This is a genomic window from Brunnivagina elsteri CCALA 953 (assembly GCF_002289455.1).
GTDB lineage: Bacteria > Cyanobacteriota > Cyanobacteriia > Cyanobacteriales > Nostocaceae > Brunnivagina > Brunnivagina elsteri.
The window spans coordinates 1-25370 of record NZ_NTFS01000040.1 but is presented as its reverse complement, the minus strand read 5'-3'; the positions used below and the strand labels follow the sequence as shown (position 1 = coordinate 25370).

The 25370-nt window shown below is 41.4% G+C and carries 15 protein-coding genes and 1 pseudogene; 10 read left to right on the top strand and 6 right to left on the bottom strand.

The genetic code is table 11. The features are described 5' to 3' along the window. The first annotated feature begins 1032 nt into the window (after nt 1-1032). Entirely contained in the window at nt 1033-2325 is a 1293-nt protein-coding gene (locus CK510_RS05870) for a glycosyltransferase family 4 protein (RefSeq protein ID WP_095720800.1), read from the top strand. A gap of 330 nt (nt 2326-2655) precedes the next feature. Beyond that, entirely contained in the window at nt 2656-5163 is a 2508-nt protein-coding gene (locus tag CK510_RS05865; RefSeq protein ID WP_095720799.1) for a tetratricopeptide repeat protein, read from the top strand. A gap of 65 nt (nt 5164-5228) precedes the next feature. On the opposite strand, the pseudogene CK510_RS05860 reads toward CK510_RS05865, so the two are convergent. From CK510_RS05860 to CK510_RS05850, 3 genes and pseudogenes are all read right to left on the bottom strand, one after another. Further along, a pseudogene (locus CK510_RS05860) lies at nt 5229-5468 on the bottom strand (Rpn family recombination-promoting nuclease/putative transposase); the annotation flags it as partial. After that, entirely contained in the window at nt 5465-5803 is a 339-nt protein-coding gene (locus CK510_RS05855; RefSeq protein WP_095720797.1) for a XisI protein, read from the bottom strand. The gene CK510_RS05855 and the pseudogene CK510_RS05860, both read right to left, overlap by 4 nt. Then, on the bottom strand, nt 5791-5991 hold the full coding sequence (locus tag CK510_RS05850; protein WP_245911860.1) for an element excision factor XisH family protein: 201 nt from the start codon (nt 5989-5991) through the stop codon (nt 5791-5793). The genes CK510_RS05855 and CK510_RS05850 overlap by 13 nt, the downstream gene beginning before the upstream one ends. A gap of 352 nt (nt 5992-6343) precedes the next feature. Between CK510_RS05850 and hflX the strand changes: the two genes are divergently transcribed. From hflX to gshB, 4 genes are all read left to right on the top strand, one after another. Further along, nucleotides 6344-8137 carry a GTPase HflX gene (gene hflX, locus CK510_RS05845; protein WP_095720796.1) on the top strand — a complete coding sequence of 598 codons (1794 nt, stop codon included), beginning with the start codon at nt 6344-6346 and terminating at the stop codon, nt 8135-8137. Between the two features lie 896 nt (nt 8138-9033). Beyond that, nucleotides 9034-9852: a PEP-CTERM sorting domain-containing protein gene (locus tag CK510_RS05835; protein WP_211293102.1), complete on the top strand. Its 819-nt coding sequence runs from the start codon at nt 9034-9036 to the stop codon at nt 9850-9852. A 203-nt stretch (nt 9853-10055) separates the two neighbouring features. Then, nucleotides 10056-10316 (top strand): glutaredoxin 3, encoded by a 261-nt coding sequence (gene grxC / locus CK510_RS05830; protein WP_095720795.1) that lies wholly within the window; start codon nt 10056-10058, stop codon nt 10314-10316. 115 nt (nt 10317-10431) lie between these two features. Next, the gene (gene gshB / locus CK510_RS05825) at nt 10432-11415 is read left to right on the top strand and encodes a glutathione synthase (RefSeq protein WP_095720794.1); all 984 of its coding nucleotides are present in this window, start codon (nt 10432-10434) and stop codon (nt 11413-11415) included. 814 nt (nt 11416-12229) lie between these two features. Here the strand turns inward: gshB and ftsZ are convergent. Together ftsZ and CK510_RS05815 are read right to left on the bottom strand one after the other, a co-directional pair. Further along, on the bottom strand, nt 12230-13531 hold the full coding sequence (gene ftsZ / locus CK510_RS05820; RefSeq protein WP_095720802.1) for a cell division protein FtsZ: 1302 nt from the start codon (nt 13529-13531) through the stop codon (nt 12230-12232). 1319 nt (nt 13532-14850) lie between these two features. Beyond that, complete coding sequence (locus tag CK510_RS05815) at nt 14851-15744, bottom strand: cell division protein FtsQ/DivIB (RefSeq protein ID WP_095720801.1); 894 nt, start codon at nt 15742-15744, stop codon at nt 14851-14853. 959 nt (nt 15745-16703) lie between these two features. Between CK510_RS05815 and CK510_RS05810 the strand changes: the two genes are divergently transcribed. Then, entirely contained in the window at nt 16704-18038 is a 1335-nt protein-coding gene (locus CK510_RS05810) for a P-loop NTPase fold protein (RefSeq protein ID WP_095720793.1), read from the top strand. Between the two features lie 219 nt (nt 18039-18257). Then, nucleotides 18258-23225 carry a WD40 domain-containing protein gene (locus CK510_RS05805; protein WP_095720792.1) on the top strand — a complete coding sequence of 1656 codons (4968 nt, stop codon included), beginning with the start codon at nt 18258-18260 and terminating at the stop codon, nt 23223-23225. 15 nt (nt 23226-23240) lie between these two features. On the opposite strand, the gene CK510_RS05800 is transcribed toward CK510_RS05805, so the two are convergent. After that, the gene (locus CK510_RS05800) at nt 23241-23549 is read right to left on the bottom strand and encodes a hypothetical protein (protein WP_095720791.1); all 309 of its coding nucleotides are present in this window, start codon (nt 23547-23549) and stop codon (nt 23241-23243) included. Between the two features lie 385 nt (nt 23550-23934). Between CK510_RS05800 and CK510_RS05795 the strand changes: the two genes are divergently transcribed. Beyond that, complete coding sequence (locus tag CK510_RS05795; protein ID WP_095720790.1) at nt 23935-24138, top strand: hypothetical protein; 204 nt, start codon at nt 23935-23937, stop codon at nt 24136-24138. 140 nt (nt 24139-24278) lie between these two features. After that, entirely contained in the window at nt 24279-25109 is an 831-nt protein-coding gene (locus CK510_RS05790) for a photosystem II manganese-stabilizing polypeptide (protein ID WP_095720789.1), read from the top strand. Nucleotides 25110-25370 lie beyond the last annotated feature (261 nt).

Genomic DNA, 25370 nt, shown 5'->3' with positions numbered 1-25370 from the left:
ATAAGGGACTTCCAGAAAATAAAATCTTCTTTCTCATATACTTACCAACACTATCACGCGAAGGGTGGGGAGACCCGTTGGTGTCAACTTAACGTAGAACCCTTTCTGTATCTCGTTCCCAGGCTCTGCCTGGGAATGACCTTTGGGAGGCTCTGCCTCCAGAGACTACTACTGGAGGCTCTGCCTGGGAACCAGAGGGGATAAGGCTTCTCGCTTAAATTGACACCAATGGACTCACCCCACCCCTACAATTGTGGAGAATTTATTTTTTGGTGTTCCCTAAGGAGAGAAGCTTAAAATGACGAGTTTTCGTCCTATTTTTATTCCGAAATCTCAAATCATGTCATGAATATTTGACATATTCTTGGCAATATTACGTCTAGAGCTAGATTGTGAAAAGATTCATAACTTGTAATATAAAGAGTTAATAGATTTACAGTTGTGTCAAGTTTCTTTAAGGAAATGTATCTCCTGTAACAAAAATAATATTTGTTTCGCGTATAGTATAATCGCTAACCAAAAAAAGATGATAATCATATCAAAGAATATAGCGATAGAAGAATATTTATAAAGTATTCGTTGAAGTATTTAATTACGAAATAGTACTTTGGAAAAAGAGATTATTTTCGCTAGCTTCAAAGTAAAAGAAACTGATACTTCTATTTGAAAAATAATTCTAATAATTAATTAGTTAATTATTAGTAGATTATGATGCGATCGCAGATTTTTTATTTTCTATCAGTCTCTGCTACAGAGAGTCTTGGCTATTTTAACTAAATTGAATAGAGCTATTCTTCTGATTAAAAATATTGGGGAATACATAAATAAATTCAATCAAAACATTCTAGAGAAATTAGTAAATTCTGATTAAAAAATATGTAATGTATGACACTATTTAAATTAAAGTAAAGATTAGTCAACCTTTTAGTAAGTTTTATTTCACAGTTTTCTCTTTCGCCAAATTGATATGTAAAAAGTAGGCGCATTCTGTGAACTACTTAGAAACTCAGTAACATAACTCACCAACAAACTATGAATACTCAATCCGCACAACGTATTGCATTAATTTCATTCCACGGTGATCCAGCAGTTGAAATTGGTAGAGAAGAAGCAGGAGGGCAGAATGTCTACGTGCGTAACGTTGGGGAAGCACTAGCTCGACTGGGATGGCAAGTGGACATGTATACCCGCAAAGTCAGCATAGAGCAAGCAGAAATAGTTGAACACACTCCAGGTTGTCGGACAATTAGGTTCAGTGCAGGTCCACTTGAGTTCATTCCGCGAGATAATTTGTTTGAGTATTTGCCGGAGTTCATCGAAAAATTTCTCCAATTCAAGCAAGAAAATGGTCTTTCTTATCAAATAGTGCATACCAATTACTGGATGTCTGGCTGGATAGGAATGTGTTTAAAGAAAGTTCTTGGATGTAAGCAAATTCACACCTATCACTCACTTGGTGCTGTAAAATACGCCACAATAGAAAATATTCCTCCTATTGCCAGCCAGCGACTCGAAACTGAGTGCGACGTTTTGGAAGAAGCAGAACGGATAGTTGCAACAAGCCCTCAGGAAAAAGCCCACATGCGACAATTGGTATCTACCAAAGGAGATATTGAAATTATCCCTTGTGGTACTGACATTCACAGCTTTGGTTCGGTTGATCGAAAAGCTGCCAGAGTCGCATTAGGAATCAAAGCTGATGCCAAAGTGGTATTATATGTGGGACGTTTTGACCATCGTAAAGGGATTGAAACCTTAGTTCGGGCGATGCGGGAGTCAAAGTTTTACGGAGATGAAAAACTACAAATTATTATCGGTGGTGGAAGTGTTCCCGGACAAAGTGATGGTATCGAACGCGATCGCATTGAGGGCATTGTAGATGAGCTAGGATTGCGCGATTGTACTACATTCCCAGGTCGTCTCAGTCAGGAAGTTCTGCCTACCTACTATGCTGCTGCTGATGTTTGTGTGGTTCCTAGCCATTATGAACCGTTTGGATTAGTTGCAATCGAAGCAATGGCAAGTAGTACACCTGTAGTCGCTAGTGATGTTGGTGGGTTACAATTTACTGTTGTTCGGGGGGAAACAGGTTTGCTTCCACAACCGCAGAATGTTGCAGAGTTTGCGATCGCAATCGACAAAATTATTTCTAATCCGGAATGGCGCGATAAATTAGGTGAGGCTGGAAAACGTCGTGTTCACGATAAGTTTAGTTGGGATGGTGTCGCCAAGCAACTTAGTGAATTGTATTTACAAGTCATCATGCAGCCAGCAATAAAAGAAGAACAGAAGGAACAATTAAAGGTAGCGTATTCTAGCAAATAATTCCTTTTGACAATTTTCAGGTAAGGGAATAACAAGAAATAAATTGTCCCAAATCGTAGGGGTGGGGGTCTCCCCGCCCTTAAAATAATGAATATGATTGATAGTTATAATTTCGCGATCGTAGGTGTTGCTATTATTGGTTACAAGCTTAGAAAAAAAGTATCTTTGATGTAATCACAATTAAGAAATAAAGAAATAAATACGTTCCACCGGAACGTCTCTACATCTGGATTTATATTCTGATTTGGCAATATCAAGCATTAGATATTGGAGTATGGGTTATTTCCGCTAGAATTACATCTAATACCCGCTATTTACCCAAATCTATCCGTGTGGAATTTTTTACAACCAGTTACAAAATTTTATACTGCCCACAAAGAATTTATTGATAATCTGCTTTCTGGTGGTTTACCTACAGTTTTAATTTCTGGTATTGCTTTCCTGTGGTGGTTGAAATGGCGAAATCGTCAGCGCAAAATACCTCCGAATACTTTCGCTTTTCAGGTAATTTCACCCCAAAGTTCGGATTTGAAGCAGCAAATATTGGGGGGAAAAGATAACGATCCTTTTGCCGATCGCAATATTCGCTATCAACAACGGGTAGAAGGACGAAATATCCAGAAAGAGTTACGGGAACAACTGGAAGCAAACCGTTGGTTGTTGATTTTGGGGAAAACGGGAATCGGGAAAACTAGGGAAGCTTTGGAAGTTGCAGAATATTACAACCAGTTGGGTTGGACGGTTTTATTTTTGACATGTGGATGGTTGGATATTCCCGCAAGAATGCCTACAGAAGTGGGTACAGACAGAAAATTATTGTTTGTTATCGATGACTTAAACCAGAAAATGGACCGTAGTTCAGAAGAATATTCCCCAGAAGCGGAAAAAAGTCCGGTGGAAAAACTTTATGTTCTCTTGCAGGAACGGTTATTGGATGCGTTGACTCGCTATGAGAAATTTTGTGGGAAGGGGGAAGTGCGGGTAATTGCAACAGCGAGAAACGAGAAAGAAAGAGATTTTTTCAATGAAATTAGCCCTTGGGAACAGTTGCAATGGGAGAAATATCCGAAACTGTGGCAGAAATTTCAGGTTTGTGAATTACCACAACCCAGCGATGATGCTGTAATTGAGGTATTGATTGAAAAGGTTCAAGAAGCGGGAATATCTTCAGGTTCGAGTAGTTATTCGGAAATAGCTCGTCGGAATGATTCAACTTTTCGGAATGTAGTTGAAAATTTGCGACGATTGAAAGCTGATAATTTACCTTTGACTACTAATAATTATCGAGATACGTTGCGGGATACTTGGGAAGGGAATTACAGAAAAGCGGTAAAAAGACATCCTCAAGCTGTCCATATTTATGATGCAGTGGATTTATTGCGGCAGTTTGATATTAGTTTGTATGATTTTACTGTTGCAGCGACGGCAAGGATGTTAGCTGGGGGAAATATTTGGCAACAGTTGCGAAATCGTTGGCAAATTCGGCAAGCAATGAAGTTTTTGGTTGCATCTGAAAGCATTTTGAAACCCCGTGATGGACAAATTGAAGCAAAGGGTTATGAGGTTGAAAAACAGAGGTATATTCAGCGTTTATTACCCTTGATTTTGAAGTTAGGAAATCAGCATCAGGAAAAAATTGTCGATTCACTGCTTTACTTTGGGAATGCGCTGGTTAATTTGGGACGCTTTGAAGATGCGATAAAATCCTACGATGAAGCTCTCAAGTTTAAACCTGATTTCCACGAAGCTTGTTACAACCGAGGGGTTGCGCTGGATAATTTGGGACGATATGAAGAAGCGATAATATCCTACGATGAAGCTCTCAAATTTAAACCTGACAAAGACGAAGCTTGGAACAACCGAGGCTTTGCCCTGGATAATTTAGGACGGTACGAAGAAGCAATAGTAGCTTACAATAAAGCTGTGAAATTAAAACCTGTTTTCCATGAAGCCTGGTACAACCGAGGGGTTGCGCTGGATAATTTGGGACGATATGAAGAAGCGATAATATCCTACGATGAAGCATTGAAATTGAAACCTGATTTACACCAAGCTTGTTACAACCAGGGTTATGCTATGCTTCAGTTAGGACGTTATCAGGCAGCTATTGCAGCTTGCGATAAAGCATTGAAATTAAAACCTGATTTACACCAAGCTTGGAACAACCGTGGTTATGCCCTGCATCAGTTGAGACGGTATCAAGAAGCCATAGCATCCTACGATCAAGAACTGAAAATTAAACCTGATAAACACGTTGCTTACTATAACAAGGGTTATGTCCTGGTTAATTTGGGACTGTTAGAGGAAGCGATCGCATCCTACGATGAAGCAATCAAATTTAAACCTGATTTCCACCAAGCTTGGCACAACCGGGGGTTTGCGCTGGCTAATTTGGGACGGTATGAAGATGCGATCGCATCCTACGATGAAGCTATCAAATTTAAACCTGATTACCACGAAGCTTGGTACAACCGGGGGAATGCGCTGGATAATTTGGGACGGTATGAAGATGCGATCGCATCCTACGATGAAGCACTCAAAATTAAACCTGATAAACACGAAGCTTGGTACAACCGGGGGTTTGCGCTGGCTAATTTGGGACGGAATGAAGATGCGATCGTATCCTACGATGAAGCACTCAAATTTAAACCTGATTACCACGAAGCTTGGTACAATCGCGCTTGTACTTATGGTGTTTTAGGTAATATCGATACAGCCATAGAAAATCTACAAACCGCTATTAATTTAGACGCAGAATATCGAGAAATGGCGAAAACAGATGCTGATTTTGATAGTATTCGCAATGATGCAGGATTTCAGGCTTTGATTAACTTGTGACGAGAACATATCTCGCAACGGCAAGAACCCCAACTTTTCCAAAAATCGGGGTTCTAAATAAAAAACTACGAAACTGCTTCCCGTACTTGTTCCAGCGTCAAATCTAACGCTTGTGCTATTTGCTCCACACTCAACCCCAACGCTAACAACCGAGGTACAGCTTCTAACTTAGCTTCTTGTTTCCCTAGTTTTTTCCCTTCTTGCTGCCCTTCTTCCAATCCATCCTGCTTGATAGATTGATACATTCGGCTTTGTTTAAACTCGTCATCAATACATAACATTGCTTCTAATTCCTCTCGACTCAAGAACCTACGCTAAAATCCGTCAATTGTCGCATTTTTGGAGTATGAAAACCAATCACAATATCAGACTTTGGCACTCCCATCTCAACCAACTCGTTAGCTAGATCGACTTCCGTTGTATTTTGCTGAATCCAAATCTTCTCATCTTTAATATCGAAATGCATCATACAACCATAAATTCGCTTTTGGTGATTCCAACCGACGCTAATAATTTGATAGCGATCGCGTTCAACATCAAAAATTTGCTCCACCTCAACTTCCCCATAACTCGGCTTATATTGGGAATATTGAATTAATATTTGCTTGACTTTTTCTCGATATTCCTCTAATTTAGCCATTCAATAATCTCCTCTTTGTCGATATCATAAATAATAATTTTTAGAGAATTTTCACTCACGACTATTTGAGTAAAAGGTAAATTAAAAAAATCGTTATAAATTGCCGATGGAACTGCTAAGGAATCTGAATTAAATAAAATATAAATTTTAAATTGGATAGATAATGTTGGGTTACGCAAAGCCTCCACCCAACCTACAAAAAATTGTATATTAATAATAAATCCTCATTCTTAAATATAAAATTCTTTCCGGGTCTTCCGAACGTATACTAAAAATGCTTACAATCTGGACTTTTGAGTTATCGAAAACTGATATATTAAGCCTCTCTCCGCTATGCCTGACGGCAGACTTACGCCAACGGGGAGAGGTACCCTGCGGGTAGGCACGAAGTGACTTCCAAAGGTAGCCGCTTCGCGTCTATGGAGAGGGGTTCTATATTAAGACCTAACTACACCAGGTTTCAAAATGCCCAATTCCCAAGCAATGTTCTAAAATAGACATAGAAGCATTCGAGGACCAGTTACCTGGTTTTAAACGCCTATCGAGACTATCTTTGGTAATCTCCAAGGTTTGAAAAGCAGCCAGTTAAAGCAACTGCAACGGCTGTACCACCAGCGCTTACCGGGCGATCGCGTCACTACGTCCGAATTTTCCCAGCGTCTGGCAGCAATTAGCACTGAAATCAATCTCCCTGTCTGTACTTACATCAATCGTCGTGGACAAGTTATCCGGGTTGGTGTCGGCACTCCCCGTCAAACGCAGATTCCGCCGTTAGAATTGCCCCGCTATGGTGCAGAACGACTTAGCGGTATCCGTTGTATTGCCACCCATCTGAAGTCAGAACCCCCAAATGAAGCGGCTTTGACGGCGATGATGATGCAAAGGCTTGATGCCTTAGTAGTGCTGAATATTACCGGGGTGGGATTTACTAAACGTGGTGGTGGGGCGACTGGATATGTCAAAGAGGCTTATCTAGCGCACTTAACTTCACAAGATGAACGTGTATTGCTCAATATCAATACTGGTATTAATACTGGTGTTAATACTGAAAATAGTGGCGCATCTGAGAACGGGAATAACCCAAAAGCCAATTCCCTACTATCGCAAAATTGGAATATTTCTCCACCAATGAGTTTGGATGTGATTTCCGAACAGGACTTTCTGGACTTGGTGGAAGCACTCGAAGAAGAATTTCGACGGGAATTTGTTGGACAAGATGTTAGTAGCGATCGCGATCGCGTTGTCATTGTCGGAGTACTGACAGACAACACCTCAGCCCACCAATTCCAAGACATTGTAATCGAGTTGGGACGCTTGGTTGATACTGCTGGTGGCGAAGTTTTGCAAACAATGTGGCAAAAACGCCATCGTGTCCATCCCCAAACTGTTGTCGGGGAAGGAAAAGTCCAAGAAATCGCTTTAACAGCACAAACTTTAGGGGCAAATCTGGTTGTGTTCGATCGCGATTTATCACCCTCGCAAGTCCGTAACCTTGAAGCCCAAATCGGTGTTCGTGTCGTAGACAGAACCGAAGTCATTTTAGATATTTTCGCCCAACGTGCCCAATCCCGTGCAGGTAAATTACAGGTCGAACTCGCACAGTTAGCATACATGATGCCCCGACTCACCGGACGTGGAGAAGCTATGTCCCGACTTGGTGGTGGTATTGGTACAAGGGGTCCTGGGGAAACTAAACTGGAAACAGAAAGACGGGCAATTAGCAAGCGCATTTCCCGTTTACAGCAGGAAGTAAACCAACTACAAGCGCATCGATCGCGTTTGCGACAACGACGACAACATGAGGAAATTCCCTCCATTGCTGTGGTGGGGTATACCAACGCCGGGAAATCGACATTGTTAAATACCTTGACAAATGCCGATGTATATGTAGCTGACCAATTGTTTGCCACACTCGATCCGACGACGCGACGTTTAGCAATTCCTTCGGGAACCGCTACGCGATCGCACGAAATTCTCATTACTGACACGGTAGGGTTTATCCACGAATTACCAGATGCTTTAATGGATGCTTTTCGTGCCACTTTAGAAGAAGTCACCGAAGCTGATGCCTTATTGCATTTGGTCGATTTATCCCATCCAGCTTGGTTGAGTCACGTTCGTGCTGTGCGGGATATTTTGGGAATAATGCCGATTACACCTGGTCCAGCGTTGGTTGTGTTCAACAAAATCGACCAAGCTAGCAGCGAGACTCTAGCACTAGCAAGGGAAGAATTTCCGATGGCTGTGTTTATTTCTGCCAGCGAACGTTTAGGTTTAGAAACCTTACGTCAACGCATTGGGCAGTTGATTAACTACGCTGTGTCTTCGCAGTAAATCAAGAATCAATTACAAATAAATCCCGAATCTTGTCATACCTTGACTTGGGATTTACTTTACTAATAGACATCTCCAGAAATTAATTATGCGTTGCCTGGAACCCTTGTAGAGACGTAGCAGTGCTACGTCTCTACATTCATTTTCGGAGATGTCTAATGCAATTCGTCAGCAGTACGGATGCACAAGGTACAAGGAATTAAAGCTTATGCAGTGAGCTTTTTAGGCTTTTAAACTGGATAATTATTCAGCCAAGATGTAGTAATTTGTCAGCAACTTCATCATCTAATCACTGGAGTTTAGACTAATTATTCCATAACCCTAGGGCTAGAAGCAGGACTTTGCGTTGTTCAAGGTTTGTTTTAGGTGGGTTTACCGATTTATTGAGGGTTTGGTCACAGATACAATTCTGCTCCAACTCTTCAATAATTCCTCTAATCTCCTCCGACAAGGGATAGTTTTTACTACATCGTCGATTCCACAAGCTTTTTGAGGATTGCTCCCTGGACTGAAACACAGAAACAAGCTTTAATTTAGTCTAAACTCCAGTAATCAAAAGACGAGTCAGTACTCACTTAGAAAACTGACTCGTCTTTTTTTACGTATTTATTCGATTTCGATCGTAATTTCATATTATTAGTGAAAAGTTCGGTAATAGTATTAAAAAAATATAGTTGTAATTATCTATTTGGCAATATTAAAAAACACAAATACAATCATTTATAAACAATATTAAGTCTGACAATATCAGACTAAAATGCCATATAAATAAAGCTTTAGAGAAATAATAGTCATTAGATAAAAATCTATTTATATTAGTAAATGTGAGAGGAAAAACATTTAATACAAAGTTTTGGTGCGTTTCCAATAACACTTTAAAAATAAGGAAATTCCAAATGTCTGTAAAATTTTCTAAGTTAGCTTTTAATCTATCGATTGCATCGCTCGTTAGTGTTTCTGCTTTAGCTACATCCACTTCAGCATTTGCTAAAGGTGGGGCTGCTACTGAAAAAGCTGCCACTGAAAAAGCTGCTACTGAAAAAGCTGCCACTGAAAAAGCTGCTACTGAAAAAGCTGCTACTGAAAAAGCTGCTACTGAAAAAGCTGCTACTGAAAAAGCTGCTACTGAAAAAGTTGCTCCTTTTGTTCCTCAATCGATTGCGTGTAGCCTTAGTAACATATCTATTGGAGGAACTGCCGCTACTGATTGTAAAGGACCTTTTGACGGTAATGACACAGGAGCTGGTAACCCCTTGCTCACTGAGTTGAATAAAGGTTTGTTTAATGTTGGTGCTGGTGTAACTTGGACACAAGCAGGAAAATCAGACGACGGAGGTAATGACTATGGTTTTAAAGCAAAGAACGACTTTAGTACTGGAGACTGGGGTTTGGGTAAGAGCTTCGTTAGCGATCCTGTAACTGGTTTGAGTACCTTTGTAATTAGCCTCAAAACTAGCACAGCATACAGTGCTTACCTCTTCAAAGATATTGACTTATCTAAAACAGGTTTAACAGGAATATTTAATACCATTGGTGTTGCTTTAGATGGAAGTGGTAATAACGGTAAAGCACTTTCTCACGCTTCATTATTTATTGCTAAAAAACCAGATCAGAAAAAAGTACCAGAGCCTAGCATTATATTTGGACTAAGTGCATTGGCTGCTGGTAGCTTGGCAATGAAGAAAAAAAGTTCTAATTCTGCCCTTCAGTCCTAAAATTTAATACTAAACTCGTTTTTGCATAACCCTAGTGAAATCACTGGGGTTTTTTGCTTTTTTAATAGGGGTTAAACAATTTTCCGATCGTACTACATTAAGTAAATAAACTAAATCAGTCCGATATTCCAACTTCTGGTGGTAGGAGTCTACAATAAATAACTGTAAACAACAAAATAAAAAGTAAGCAAAATCATAAAGTTATGGCTGCCAAAGTAGAAGTTTACACCTGGAGAACTTGTCCGTTTTGTATTCGTGCTAAAGCTTTATTAAAAAACAAAGGTGTTGACTTTACCGAGTACAGCATCGATGGAGACGAAGACGCAAGGGACAAAATGTCAGAACGAGCAAATGGTAAGCGATCGCTTCCACAAATTTTTATCAATGACTTACATATCGGTGGTTGTGACGACATCCACGCACTTGATGCCCAAGGAAAATTAGATAATTTACTAGCAAGCTAAAAATAATTTTAGTCAGAAAAAATGTAGAGACGCGATACATCGCGTCTCTCTAAAGAAATTAATTAGTAATTTTTCCCCTTTTTCCCCTTCCCTTTTGAGACGACAGAGAGCAATTGTGAAACTAGCTTTTATTATTGACCCTATTGATAAACTCGATCCTTGCCATGATACCAGCGTGGCTATTATGGAAGCTGCTTGCGTCTTGGGACATGAGGTTTGGATAACTCAGGCAAGTCAGCTTAGTGTAGTCAACAGCAAAGCTTGGGCTTTTCTACAGAGGGTTGAAATTACACCCATTGAACTGGTGAGCGATCGCTGGGTTGCTGCAAATCCTTGGTACAAACTAGGCGAAAGTATTAATTGCTGCCTAGAAACTATGGATGCAGTATTTATGCGGACTGACCCTCCCGTGGATACTGCCTATTTGTACGCCACTTACATTCTCGATTACATTGACCCAAGCAAGACTTTAGTAGTAAATAATCCCAATGGGATACGGGCAGCAAATGAAAAAATGTACGCCCTCCAATTCACGCAGGCAATCCCCGAAACAATTGTTACTGCTGATAAATCAGTAATTCGTCAATTTGTTGATGAAAAAGGTGCGGCTATCCTCAAACCTCTGGGAAACAAAGCTGGTGAAGGTATCTTATTTTTAGAACCGAGCGATCGCAATTTTAATTCTATTGTCGAACTCAGCACCCTCCAAGGTCGTATCCAGGTTATGGTACAAACCTATTTACCGGAAGCGAAGGAGGGAGATAAACGAATTATCTTACTCAACAGCGAACCAATCGGTGCCCTGAATCGTCTTTCGACTGCTGGTGAGTTTCGCAATAATATGGCTACTGGTGGTACAGTTGCCCAAACTCAAATCACCCCAAGAGAGCTTGATATTTGCCAGCAACTTGCACTAACTTTAAAAAAGGATGGTTTAATTTTTGTTGGTATTGATGTTATCGGTGGTTATTTGACCGAGGTTAACGTTACCAGTCCCACCGGAATTCGCGAAATCGACCGTTTTCAAGGAACTCGTCTTGGTCAGCAGGTTATTAAATGGGTGGAGAATAGGAGTTGGGAGTTAGGAGTTGGGAATTAGGAGTTAGGGAACACCAAAAAATAAATTCTCCACAATTGTAGGGGTGGGGTGAGTCCACTTGGCGGTGTCGGTTTCCGTCCCCGTTCGCGTAGCGTGTCCGAAGGACTTAGTTTGCTCAACGCGGGGAACCCGCGCACGCAACTTCTCTTCGTCAAAGTGGCGTTGGCGAAGCCTGCGCTTTGCGCTTACCTGAAAGGTCTCCCCACACTTCGCGTGATAGTGTTGGTGAGTATATGATTTGAAGGTTTTATTTTCTGGAAGTCCCTTAATAAATACTCATTTTCCAATAATCCCCAATTCCCGAAAAAATAATATCCGCGCTGAAATTCAGCCCGGTTCAATCAAATACTGCTTGCTGTCTTATCTTGATAAATTCACACAGAAAAATCAAAGCAGGTGATAGCGCTTACTTAACACCCCTGCCCAGCATGGTTTTATTAAATTCATCACATTAAAACCCTTCGTGGTGTTTTTTTTACTCTAGCCTCTGATACTAGTACATCACGGCGGAAATAAAGCTACCATCTAAAATGGCTAAAAAGACTATTTTACAATCTTTATCGCTTGTAAATTTTGTCTTTTGCCCTTTTACTTTTGCCTTGTTGCACTAGTTTTTTTTGATCGAGATTGATAGAGAAATTTAAACATCAATCGGCAACTTCAGGGAACACAACTTCAGAAATACTGGAATTCGTTGATTTTTAACTGATAGCAATCATCTAGACTTTAATACAAATGCATTATAGTATACTAGTACTAAATACAAGTCACTTATTGCAAGCCTCTCATCAGAAAATTGCCAATTTTGATTTCCCTAATTATTGGGAGGATTCCGCCTCCGTTGTAGGAAGTCAGGAATATCCAAACCGGGTTTTTTGGTGGGTTCTGTGGTTGGTGCAGGGGCTGGTGTATTTGTTGGTGGTTGGGATTGGGCTGGTCGTCGTGATTGTGGGGTGAAAATACCTTGACGTTGACTAGCAGCAGTTTGACCTTGTGGGGTTTGAACTTCACCAGTAAAGCCAGTGGCAATTACTGTTAATCGGACTTCCCCTTGGAGTCGGTCATCGATAACAGCACCAAAAATAATGTTGGCGTTGGGATCGACTACTTCGTAAATAGTTTCCGCAGCAGCATTAACTTCATGTAGCGTTAAGTCGCTACCACCTGTGATGTTAAACACAACACCCCGCGCCCCTTCAATCGAACATTCGAGTAAAGGAGAAGAAATAGCCGCGATCGCAGCTTCACGAGCGCGTGATTTTCCAGAACCGATCCCGATTCCCATCAATGCCGAACCCGCGTCTGCCATTACAGCCCGCACATCGGCAAAGTCAACGTTAATCAAACCGGGGATTGTAATAATATCCGAAATCCCTTGTACACCTTGGCGAAGCACGTCATCTGCATAACGAAACGCTTCTTGCATCGGGGTTTGTTCCGGAATCACTTCCAAAAGTTTGTTATTAGGAATGATGATAAGGGTATCTACCCGGCTCTTGAGTCCTTCAATACCTTGTTCGGCTTGACTGGTGCGACGACGACCTTCAAAAATAAATGGACGTGTCACAACACCAACTGTGAGCGCTCCCATCTCCTTGGCAACTTCCGCCACAATTGGGGCTGCACCAGTACCCGTACCGCCGCCCATGCCAGCAGTAATAAAAACTAAATCGGCACCTTCTAAAGCCGTTGCGATTTCATCTCGCGATTCTTCCGCCGCTTTTTGACCGATCGCAGGGTTTCCACCCGCTCCCAAGCCTCGCGTTAACTTCTGCCCGATTTGCAAGCGACTAGGTGCTGATGCCAAGGTTAGTGCTTGAGCATCGGTATTAATTGACCAAAACTCTACCCCACCCACATCCGAAGCAATCATGCGGTTTACGGCATTGCTACCACCACCACCAACCCCAATTACTTTAATATTGGCAACCCGACCTGGAACGATGTCGCCGATGCGAGAATCTTCAACAGGAATTTTTCTGCCGTCATTATTCGACCCAAAGTTCAAACCCGAATGGCTAAAAGGGTTGTTGGAGTTTACGGAGAGCGATAAACCTGGTTGTCCTGGTGATTGGGAGTTTTTGTATGTTAGCCCTTGGTTATTATCAAGTGTCATTGGATTTGCGTGCTTGTAGATAAACGGCTTTTTAAGGTGTAATTCACCTAATGGGTCAACTATTTGCAAGGCTACCATCATTAAAGATGGTATGTTTTTTCTTCTTCTGATTGCTTCCAAACGATTCAGGATGAGCGATCGGAAAGTTTGTTCTTTGTGGTTACGCCTTTAATAAAGGTACTGGTTTTCTCTCAGCAACCTCTGGGTATTAATCGGCGAGCGTACTGGGAATTCTAAAGAAGTATACCTAGTATTTATTTAAAGTTAATATGTATAACTTCAACCGTACTTTAATCTTTTCACTGGAATGTTACCTTTTACTCCGTATAATTTTAGTATTATCAATGACCTATGCATTTAGAACAGTAAATTAATAATTGTCACTAATTTTACATCCGCAACTGTCTCTTTCTTATTGTCCGCACAAACATTTTTTCTCTTGTATAAATTGAAAAAGTTAGTCTTCTGACTACTGAGGTTGGAATTTTTTCTCCATTTCTCACAATCAAAAACGATTAACTTAAGATACTTAGTTGTAAAAACGCGCTATGGGGCGCGTCTTGTTTGCTTGATAGAGTTTACCATTACAAGGGATTGCAACTTTAAACACTTAATTTAGTTTGTGCTAATTAGCTTATGCTAATCAGGGGAACGCGGTATAGCGATATTCCTACGGAACGCGGTATAGCGATCGCACACAAGTTTAATTAGTCAAATCTCACCTATACCCTCCACAAGTTTGTGACAACAGCAAAAAAATTACCAGAATCAGCCTGAGAATAATCGCTTTGAGAGGATGCAAACCTGGGTTGATATCTCTGGGTTGGGATGAATAGCGTTCTTAAAAACTAATCGATTCCATCGAAATCACACTCTCCCCAGCAAAGGAATAAAAAGACAAAAATCTCTTCTTTCCCAATGCTACGATCAAATTGTCTAACATCTTGCACCTCTTCTCTAGATGTCTGGGCAACAACAAACCCCGATTTTACTCCCAAAATAAGGTTTAAAGTTTGTTCTCCTATTCTAATTAGAAGTTAACCCTGAATTTTGCCGAGATGGGCGAGAATTAGACACTCATTTATATCTCGAATGACAATAAAATCTAGCTGTAAATTAGGAAATTCTAATACATTAACAGCGAAAAATTAAGTATTTTATGCTTACAAGCTGAATTTCTTGGCGATTATGCCGAAAATTAACCATTTCAGGGTGATTTTCTCACAATGTCATTTAAAAATTTTCGCTAATTCGGATTTTCAACTTTAATTCTAGTCTCTAAATGATTGCCGCTTTCCAAGCCAAATATTGCTGCAATACTAAGGATTGAAACGCTGTTTCTTTAGAGCGTTTGTACTATCTAAAACTTGTATCATTGGCGTATCTGGATTTTTGAGGTCGATATACTCCATTCGATTTGGGTTTACTTCTGTTGGTAGCTGACGCATTTGCATAAGTACCTTAATTTTTTCTGGTAACTGAGAATTAGGTGTGCCCAAGTGTACCTTACCTAATTCGGTTTTTAAGATTAAATTGCTGGGATCGCGCCAGTCAATCTCGGTAATTTTTAGAGAACTGTGGCTCAAAGTCTGGTAAACCTGTTTCCAATACTCGCGATACTGTTCGGGGGAACCAATCACTTTGAGATTTGGCAGTTTCGCTTTAGTTTTTAGCGAACTAATATTTGCGGAACCGTAAGATTCAATCGGGATCAATATACCCTTAGCATCAATGAATCCAAGTGTTTTTTCCACTGTTTTTCCAGATGCTTCCTCACGATTTTCGCTTCTAGCTTGTGGGTTCACCAACTGACTCCTCTGGAGTATCGCAACCGGAATCCGTTCTTCAACTTCGACGATTAATCCTGGAGGTAAAAGACGACGGGTAACATTCGCATGGGCGATCGCAGGTTGTTTTTGCAAAGAGCTAGCAATTTGTGATGGCTGAATTTTCCACATTGACTGCGGATAAGATAAACCTATCCGCGATCGCACAGCTTCATCCGTAAGCAATTTATTTCCAGAAATTTCGATACTTTTGTCCGTCTTTAATACCCAAATTGGTTGGATTGCCCCCCATAACAAAGTACCAGCCAAACCACTTACAGCCATAGTTTGCCAAATCGTCTGAATAATCTTAACTCGCCGTTGTCGGCGTAACCTTTTCCGCCTCTGCGTTAAATCCGTGCGGGATACTGATGCTATATCAGCCATTAAAACCCCTTCCACACCTAAATTTTGAAGTTTGTCGTCTTGCACTAAAATAATCGAGCAACAAGCAAATTAAGTAAACGATATTTGCAACACAAAACTTAAGAAGAGAGAATTTACCCCAAATTTAATCAAATTTTAGGGATTCACACCAAAATTTTTGAGTATGCGGATAATATTTCCTTTCAAAGTGTGCAGCGTTTATTTTGGAGCAAATGTAGCTTTTTGACTGTGGGGTGAGAGCCATCATGGAATCAAAAAAGCTACAGTTTCGGTATTGACAAAAAATACATTTAATGCATGAATGTATGCTACAAGATAACCTAGATAAGTTATAGCAGTCATCCGATAATTTAGCGAAATTGGTAGAATGCAATGGTTGTAGTTTTATACTCTACCAAAAAAATATGTTTAGTGGGGAATTGGGAGTTAGGAATTAGGAATTAATAGTTAGGAGTTAGTGAGAGAAGAAGAAAGTAGTTAGTCTGTACAGAAATTAGGAAGTGCGTAGGTGAATCATTCTCAAAGTGTATTACTCAATACCTAAATTAATTTCCACAAAGATTGCACAAAATTACTAACTGAATATATACTCCTGATTAATTGACAAATATTTTAGTGAGTGTTATCAGGTTGACAGAGTATTTAATATACGGTGTGTTAAAGACTATTTTTTACTCCCAGTCAGGATGTTGTAATTCTCAAAAATTCAGTGTTGCTGGGTGAATGGAGATTGTCAAAAGTTAGATAGTGGGTGTAAAAAAGACAGGTACACTCGTCATCATCAGGAATAAGTTAAATCTATAGCATTTTTAAAGCTGAGTGAATACACTGAGTCAATTTGCGGCTATAGCTTGTAATATCTGTCAATAAATCAAGTTGTAGCTTGATAATACAACTGATTATCTATCTATTTTAAGTAAAATCACTGTATATAAAAATACGAGAATATTTGCATCTACATGAAAACAACCCTAAATTTTTCCAGGTTCTTCAAAGCCTGTAACCCCAGTAAAACACTAGTGATGGGTGATGCTGCGGATAGGCAGTATTACATTGATTTTTCCGATGTGCGTGGTTGTAAAATCGTTGAGGAATTGCAGCGCACGATAGTACGTATTTCTCCAGATGAGCCGACTTGTCAGCTATTTACAGGTCATATTGGTTGCGGTAAATCAACCGAGTTGCAAAGACTTAAAGCAGAGTTGGAATTGGCTGGTTTTCACGTTGTGTATTTTGAATCTAGCCAAGATTTGGACATGGCGGATATTGATATTAGCGATATCTTATTGAGTGTAGCCCGTCAGGTGAGTGCGAGTTTAGAAGCGCTGGATATTAAGACAAAACCAGGATACTTTATTAATCTATTTAAAGAGATCGGTGATTTCTTGCAAACTCCCATTGAACTTTCTGGAGAAGCCGAGTTTTCACTGGGGATTGCTAAAATTAGCGCCAAAACTAAAGATAGTCCGCAAATGCGATCGCAATTACGGCAATATCTCGAACCCCGTACCAATAGTATTTTGCAGGCAATTAACGAAGAACTATTAGACAGGGCAAACGAACAGTTGAAAGCACGGGGACAAAAAGGGATAGTCGTCATCGTCGATAATTTGGATCGAGTCGATATGCGTCCCATGCCATCTGGGCGATCGCAACCTGAATATTTGTTTATCGATCGCGGGGAACAGCTACGTCGCCTTAAATGCCATGTTGTGTATACAATTCCCTTAGTGTTGATTTTCTCCAACGAATACGAAACCCTCAAAAATCGTCTTGGTGGGGGAATTGCTCCGAAAGTTTTGCCGATGGTGTTGGTACGACAACGGGATGGTAGCGACTATGAACCGGGAATGGCATTATTGCGTCAACTTGTTCTCGCAAGGGCGTTTCCAGAAATCTCTTGGGAGGGAAGATTGGGGATGACTAGCGAGTTATTTGAGACTCCTGCAACCCTAGATAGATTGTGTCGGGTTAGTGGGGGTCACATTCGTAATTTATTAGGTTTACTTTACAGTTGTTTACAAAGACAAGACCCACCTTTTTCCCAAGAATGTCTGGAAGCAGTGATTAAAGACTATCGCGACGATTTATTATTGGCGATAAATGAAGAGGAATGGGAATTGCTTTACGAAGTTGTTCACCAGCAAAGTCTCAAAGGTGAATCCGAATATCAAAGATTGCTGCGAAGCATGTTTGTATTCGAGTATCGCGATCCAACAGGACGTTGGTTTGGCATTAGTCCAGCGTTAGCGGAAACAGAAAAGGTGATGGGATGGCAAAAAAAAGCGAGGTAGAGACGACCCACCGGGTCGTCTCTACAAGGAATAAATGCCCAATTGCCAATCCCCAATGCCCCATTCCCAATTAAGTATTTATACTATATCAAACAGCAGCAACATGAAAACTTGTGAAAACTCTCAGTAATTACACAGTATTCATTCGGACTTGACAATGCCAAAATCATGTTCCGGCGGGTTAGCTGCTATTGTTCCTTTCTAGCCCAGTTTTGAGTTATGACAGAGTGGCAATTCACAGCAGCGATCGCAAATGCAAATCACCGTTCTCTGCAACGTTTGATTCGAGCGATCGCACTTTCAAAAGGTCAATTTGCCCTGATTTTAGTTCGGTGCAACTACGGGCAGTTACGTAAGCAGGTATTAGAAAATCTACGTTCGTTAACTAAAGATGTTTACTTACGTGAATTGGAGCTTTTGCCTTCAACAACTACAAATTTACATAACACTATTGTTTCCGAATTACATTTAGATATTCCGGCTGTGGCTGGTGATGCTTTACCATCGGCTGTAATGGTGTTTGGATTGGATTCGGTTACTACCATCGAAGATGTTTTGACTGGGTTGAACCAAGCACGAGATATTTATGCCGATACTTTTCCATTTCCCTTAGTTTTGTGGCTGAAAGACGAAGTAGCGACAATGCTGTCACGTTTTGCCCCCGATTTTAAAAGTTGGGCAGCAACAACGATTAAGTTTGAGATGACAAAGGAAGATTTAATTGCCTTAATTCGTAAAGAAACGGAAACGGTATTTACCGATGTTTTAGCTGCGGGTTTGGATAGTTGTAATTCAAGTGCAACTTCGAGTTTAGATTCAATTTCCTGTGAACTGGAAACAGCCCGTGAAGATTTGCTGCGTCTGTACAATTTCCAACTCGAACCAGAATTAGAGACGGGATTGGAATTTGTTTTAGGACGTAGTGCTTATATTAGTGACAAAATCGAAGCTGCTTTAGTTCACTATCAATGTAGTTTGACGCTGTGGCAGCAAAAAGAAAGGGAAAAGGGACATATTGAATCAATTTCCTCTCCTGAACACTCACTTCACCAAGCTATAGTTCTGTTTCACTTGGGACTATGTTACCGTCGCATGGCTGATTTGCGTCCAGCTTTGAATCGTAGTTATTGGCAGGAAGCGCTAGTTTGGTTCAAGCAATCGCTGGAAGTGTTGGAGTTGTCCCAACGGCAGGATTTACTTGCCAAGTTTATTTCCCCTGTTTGCGAAATGCTCCAACGTCTCGAAGCTTGGGAAGAACTGGAAGCAATGGCACAGAAGTCTTTGCAGTTACATGCAAATAGTGGAAGTAAGGCACAGGAAGCTCAAGATTATGGCTTTTTGGCAGCTGTTGCCGCAGCTGGTTCCAATTGGGTACAAACCTACGATTTGGCTAATACAGCCCGTTCAATTGCCGAAGTTGCTTCTGGTGTGACTCGACAGCAGGACAGCTGGTATCTTTTGTTGCTAGGACGTTCGCAGCGACACTTAGGTGAGTGGGAAGATGCGATTAATAATTTGGAGTGGGCAAAAGTTGTTTGCGAACTTCAGTACGAACCATCCCTGTATTTGGAGATAGTTGAAGAATTGCGATCGCTCTATTTTTTCGAGCGTCACAATTACAGCGAAGCTTTTACGTTAAAGCAGGAAATAATCCAGATCGAACATCAGTATGGGTATCGAGCTTTTATTGGTGCAAGTCAGTTACAACCCCAGCGTTACAAAATTAATCCATTAGCTCAAAATTCCAAGTTTCCTTATATTCCCGAAGATGTTGCTCAAGAAATTGCCGCATCTGGAAGGCAGAAGGACATCAATCGTTTGCTCGAACGTTTGACGAGGGCTGATTGTAAATTAACCATCGTTCATGGACCATCTGGGGTTGGCAAAAGCTCGATTCTCAAAGCCGGATTAGTGCCAACTTTACAGGAAAAAGCCATTGGCGATCGCATTGCCATTCCCATTACTCTATCAACATATAGCGATTGGGTGACGGTGTTGGGACGGAGTTTCAACCAATCTTTGGCACAAACAGATTTATCAGTATCAATCAAATTTTCAACTGCGGTAATACTGCAAAATCTCCGGGAATTAGCAGAGCGGAATTATGCGATCGTGTTGATTTTTGACCAGTTAGAAGAATTTTTCTTTGCCATTAAAGAGCAAGCACAAAGAGTTCATTTCTATAAGTTTATTAGTCAGTGTTTGAATGTACCTTTTGTCAAGGTTATTTTTTCAATCCGCGAAGATTATTTACATTATTTATTAGAATTTGAACGTCTTGCTAATGAAAAAGGGCGTAACGGTTACGACTTAGGAGTAATTAACAAAAATATCCTCGACAAAGACATTCGCTACTACTTAGGTAACTTTTCAGTCCAGGATGCCATCGGTGTGATCGACATTTTGACACAGCGATCGCATTACGAACTCAGCAATGACTTAATCGACCAATTAGTTCACGATTTGGCTGGGGAAGTGGAGGAAGTTCACCCCATAGAATTACAAATTGTTGGAGCACAACTCCAAGCCGAAAAAATTACTACCCTCCAAGAATACGAAGAATGTGGTGGTTCGGAAAAACTCGTCGAACGTTGGTTAGAAGAAGTTATTAAAGATTGTGGTCGTGAAAACGAACAGCTAAGTTGGAAATTACTCTTTGAATTGACCGACGAAAAAGGAACCCGACCATTACGTACTAAAATCGAACTTGCGGTTGCTTTAACCAAGAGTATCGACACAGCATTTAACTTAGATTCCGACTGGGAATTAATTCTCGAAATCTTGATTGGTAGCGGATTAGTCGTGCGGATGCGGGAAGAATCTGGCGATAGGTATCAACTTGTCCATGATTACTTAGTCGAACCAATCCGGCAAAAAAATAACTACGGTATCGTTGCCGAACTCGAAAAAGTTAGATTCGAGAAAACCCGCGCCGAAGTCGCCCAAAAACTCAGCCAAGAACAGCTTAATTTTGCCCTGCAAAGGCGATTGCGGGAAGCCAGAGTGGCAGGAGTCGTTTTAGCAATGATGACCACCACCATTGGCGGATTATGGTGGCAAGCCGATAGCCAAAAACGGGCAGCCGTCCACCAAACCGTCCGGGCAGAACGGAGCGAGAATAATTCCAAGATTAGCGCGATCGCAGCAGCCAGCGAAGCTTTATTTGCCTCAAACAAAGAATTTGACGCTTTAATCGAAAGTCTCCGGGCATGGCGAAAACTCAACCAAGGTGATGGACTCCAACCAGATACAAAAGCCAGGGTTGTCACCGCACTCCAACAGGCAGTATACGGAGTCAAAGAAGTCAACCGCTTAGAAGGGCACACAGATGTGCTTTGGGCAGTGGCATTTAGCCCCGATGGTCGAGCGATCGCATCGGGAAGTACCGATAGAACAGTGAAAATTTGGCGACCAGATGGTAAATTACTTCAAACCCTGAATGCTCACGACTTTGCCGTCACCAACGTGGCATTTAGCCCCGATGGTCAAACCCTAGCCTCCGCCAGCCTCGACTCCACAGTCAAACTTTGGCGACGTACCTCAGAAACAGGGGAATTTGACCCCCATCCCAAAACCCTCAAAGGACACACTGAAGGCATTCTCAGCGTCAATTTCAGCCCCGATGGTGAACTAATCACCACCGCCAGCCAAGATAAAACCATTAAACTTTGGCGCAAAGACGGTAGCTTAGTCAAAATTCTCCGGGGACATCAAGCGGAGGTTAACTGGGTCACATTTAGCCCCGATGGTCAATTAATTGCTTCCGGTAGCGAAGATAAAACCATCAAAATTTGGCGCAGGGATGGAACTCAAATTGCCGCCCTCCCAGGACACGAACTGGGTGTAACATCGGTTGTGTTTAGTCCTGACGGTCAATACATGGCATCGGGAGGACGGGATAGCATTGTCCACCTCTGGCGTTACAATAATTCAAGCCCAGGAAAAGTTGATTTCCGCTTAGAAAAAACCTTGCGAAATCATCGCGCTACGGTTTGGAATTTAAATTTCAGCCCCAATAGCAAGTATTTGGCATCAGCAGGAGATGACAACACCATTAACCTGTGGAATTTAGATGGTTCCCTAGTCCAAACATTTAAAGGTCATAACGATGCGGTTTCCAGTATTGCTTTTAGCCCCGACGGCAAAATGCTCGCATCGGCTAGTTGGGACAAAAGCGTCAAATTGTGGAGTTTAGAACCATCACACCTGCCAGTTCTCACCGGACACAAAGATAAAGTCTTTAGTGTTGCCTGGAGTCCAGACGGCAAAATGCTAGCCTCCACAAGTCGCGACAAAACAGTCAAACTTTGGGAAAGAGACAACAGCCCCACAGGTGCCCGTCTTTACAAAACTTTAGTGGGACATCAAGCCCTAGTTCAAAGCGTTAGTTTTGACAATACCGGGCAAATACTGGCAACGGGAAGCCATGACAAAACAGTTAAATTATGGCGACGTGATGGCACATTAATCAAAACCCTTACCGGACATACTGACAAAGTTCGTAGTGTTAGTTTTAGCCCAGATGGGGAAATTCTTGCCACCGCTAGCCAAGACAACACAATTAAACTTTGGAATCGCAATGGCGACTTACTCAAAACCTTAACAGGGCATCAAGGCTGGGTAAATAATGTCAGCTTCAGTTCCGACGGTCAAATTTTAGCCTCAGCAAGCGACGACAAAACAGTAAAACTGTGGCGACGAGACGGCACATTAATCAAAACCCTCAAATCCCATGATAGTTGGGTATTAGGCGTGAGTTTTAGTCCAAGCGATCGCATCCTCGCCACCGCAGGCTGGGATAATACAGTTAAGCTTTGGGATTGGGATGGTAAATTACTCAAAACCCTACTCAGAGGCTACAGCGATAGCGTCAACGCCGTTACCTTCAGCCCCAACGGGGAAATCCTCGCGGCTGCTGGCTGGGATAGCACCGTCAAACTTTGGAGTCGAGAAGGCAAATTAATCAAATCCTTCAACGGACACACAGCCCCCGTTTTAGGCGTAAGCTTTAGCCCCGACGGTAAAACATTAGCATCCGCCAGCGAAGACAATACAATCGTGTTGTGGAACATGGATTTAAACAACCTGCTGCAACGAGGCTGTAACTGGGTTGGGGATTACCTCCAGAACAATCGCAACGTCGAAGGACGCGATCGCAATTTATGCGAAGGAGTCCCCCTTAATTAGGAATCATTAAAAAGTCTAACTACCTTCCTCCTCCTGCTCCATTTTTGCCAGAAAAGCTTGTAACCGCATCCTTTCAATGTAAGGCCAGCCACCCTCCATTTCAATCTCCCGTAACAAAGCATAGAGAGCTTGACGGTTCTCCGGTAAACTCTCCTGGAAAACACCATCCCGAATCTCACGGTGTAAAAATTCCAACTGACGTAGCAAAGCTAAAAGTGCGATCGTATCCCCCTCACAAGCTGCGATCGCATCACCTACAGATTTGGTAATTGACTGAAGTTTATTGGATAGTGCCCCGGAATCAAAATTATTGCTATTGCTCATCACACCAAAATATATACTAATTGACTCTTTTGAAAAAAAATTTAAGCTTGGATAACTTAAAAACTCAAGGTTTACCTAGTTTATCGAGGCTTAGGAAAATACCCCTCATGCGAGGCTTAGGAAAATACCCCTCATGAACTCCTAATTCCTAATTCCTAATTCCTAATTCCTAATTCCCAACTCCTAATTCCTAATTCCTAACTCTTAGTTTCCTCCAAATTTCACGCAAACATAACAAGGTAAAAAAGTCTATACTCAAACGTTTTGATTTTAAGCTAGAAAAAATCGTATGATCTGGCTGAAAAGCATATAAAAAAACGGGCTGTGTGTAGTGGCAACACTTACGCGGAAAACAACGATAAAAGCGAAGCCGGCAAAACCCTCTATGGGCGTTTATCCCAGCATCCTCTTCGGAGCCTGTGCTGGTGTCGTTGCACAAAAGAGCGCTATTTTACTTGCGCTCGAACTCAAACCCAAGACCTTTTGGTGTGAAACTGCCACAAACCTGTGCAGAAACATCAAAAACCAAAAAACCACAAGTCCAGCCAAACGTTGCTTTCGAGATTTTTATCCTCTGCAACCAGACTAATTCTATCGAATTAAGTATTACAGGTTACTAAGGATTAGAACTCAAAGTAAAATAAAGCGACACGTTGAAATACGTTTAGCTGAAACAGCAGTTCTACAACATTAGATATTAATTTTTTGACATTGACATTGAGGTTGACCATGAGGTATCGCGCTTTAATTGCTACATTGCTTGCTTTATGTTTGGGGTTCATCACTGCTTGTAGCGATGCTCCATCAGCTAGTAGTACAACGGCTCTGACATACGACCAGATTCGTGGTACTGGTTTGGCTAATAAATGCCCGCAAATTTCCGAAACCAGTCGAGGTTCTATTCCCATTGACTCTAGTCAATCCTATTCCATCAAGGAATTGTGTATGGAACCAACAAACTACTTTATTAAGGAAGAACCCACCAATAAACGCCAAAAAGCGGAATTTATTGCAGGTAAGGTATTAACCCGCAAAACTTCTTCACTTGACCAAATCCAAGGCGATTTGATCGTAAATTCTGATGATAGTCTCACCTTCCAAGAAAAAGACGGCTTTGACTTCCAAGCGACTACCGTCAAATTACCTGGTGGTGAAAGCATTCCCTTCTTGTTCACCGTTAAAGGTTTGGTCGCACAATCACAACCCGGTTTAACCAGCATTAACACATCTACCGACTTTAAAGGCTCTTTCCGCGTTCCTTCCTATCGTGGTGCAACTTTCCTCGATCCTAAAGGTCGTGGTGTTGCTAGCGGTTATGATAATGCAGTAGCCCTCCCCGGTCGTTCGGATGCAGAAGAACTCACCCGCGAAAACGTTAAACGGGCTGAAGTTCTCGAAGGAAATATGGAGCTATCTATTGCTCAAGTCAATAGTGCAACTGGCGAGATTGCGGGCACTTTTGAAAGTAATCAACCTTCTGATACTGACTTAGGTTCGGGAGACCCTAAAGAAGTCAAAATTCGCGGTATTTTCTACGGTCGCGTTGAATCTCGCGCCTAATTACCTTTCGACGGTAAGTAGATATTAGTTTGTTTATTCGGTTAATCTATCTAATTCTACTTGCTGGCTATTTTATTCGATCTTGAACCGAGCATTGTAAGCAACACAACCCCTTAACTCTTGTTTGTCTTTCTAATTTAATTTAGAAAACAGGCAAGGGTTTTTTATTGGGTAAGGGACTTCCAGAAAATAAAATATCCCAATTATATAATTATCAATCGTATCATTCGTAGGGGCTGGGTATCCCCGCCCCTTATATAT

What these genes read in the sequence shown, in the direction of transcription:
- CK510_RS05805 (WP_095720792.1), top strand. Translation starts at nt 18,258, where the DNA reads ATGACAGAGTGGCAATTCACAGCAGCGATCGCAAATGCAAATCACCGT.
- CK510_RS05855 (WP_095720797.1), bottom strand. Translation starts at nt 5,803, where the DNA reads ATGGCTAAATTAGAGGAATATCGAGAAAAAGTCAAGCAAATATTAATT.
- grxC (WP_095720795.1), top strand. Translation starts at nt 10,056, where the DNA reads ATGGCTGCCAAAGTAGAAGTTTACACCTGGAGAACTTGTCCGTTTTGT.
- CK510_RS05870 (WP_095720800.1), top strand. Translation starts at nt 1,033, where the DNA reads ATGAATACTCAATCCGCACAACGTATTGCATTAATTTCATTCCACGGT.
- CK510_RS05800 (WP_095720791.1), bottom strand. Translation starts at nt 23,549, where the DNA reads ATGAGCAATAGCAATAATTTTGATTCCGGGGCACTATCCAATAAACTT.
- CK510_RS05810 (WP_095720793.1), top strand. Translation starts at nt 16,704, where the DNA reads ATGAAAACAACCCTAAATTTTTCCAGGTTCTTCAAAGCCTGTAACCCC.
- CK510_RS05835 (WP_211293102.1), top strand. Translation starts at nt 9,034, where the DNA reads ATGTCTGTAAAATTTTCTAAGTTAGCTTTTAATCTATCGATTGCATCG.
- CK510_RS05795 (WP_095720790.1), top strand. Translation starts at nt 23,935, where the DNA reads ATGGGCGTTTATCCCAGCATCCTCTTCGGAGCCTGTGCTGGTGTCGTT.
- ftsZ (WP_095720802.1), bottom strand. Translation starts at nt 13,531, where the DNA reads ATGACACTTGATAATAACCAAGGGCTAACATACAAAAACTCCCAATCA.
- CK510_RS05815 (WP_095720801.1), bottom strand. Translation starts at nt 15,744, where the DNA reads ATGGCTGATATAGCATCAGTATCCCGCACGGATTTAACGCAGAGGCGG.
- CK510_RS05790 (WP_095720789.1), top strand. Translation starts at nt 24,279, where the DNA reads ATGAGGTATCGCGCTTTAATTGCTACATTGCTTGCTTTATGTTTGGGG.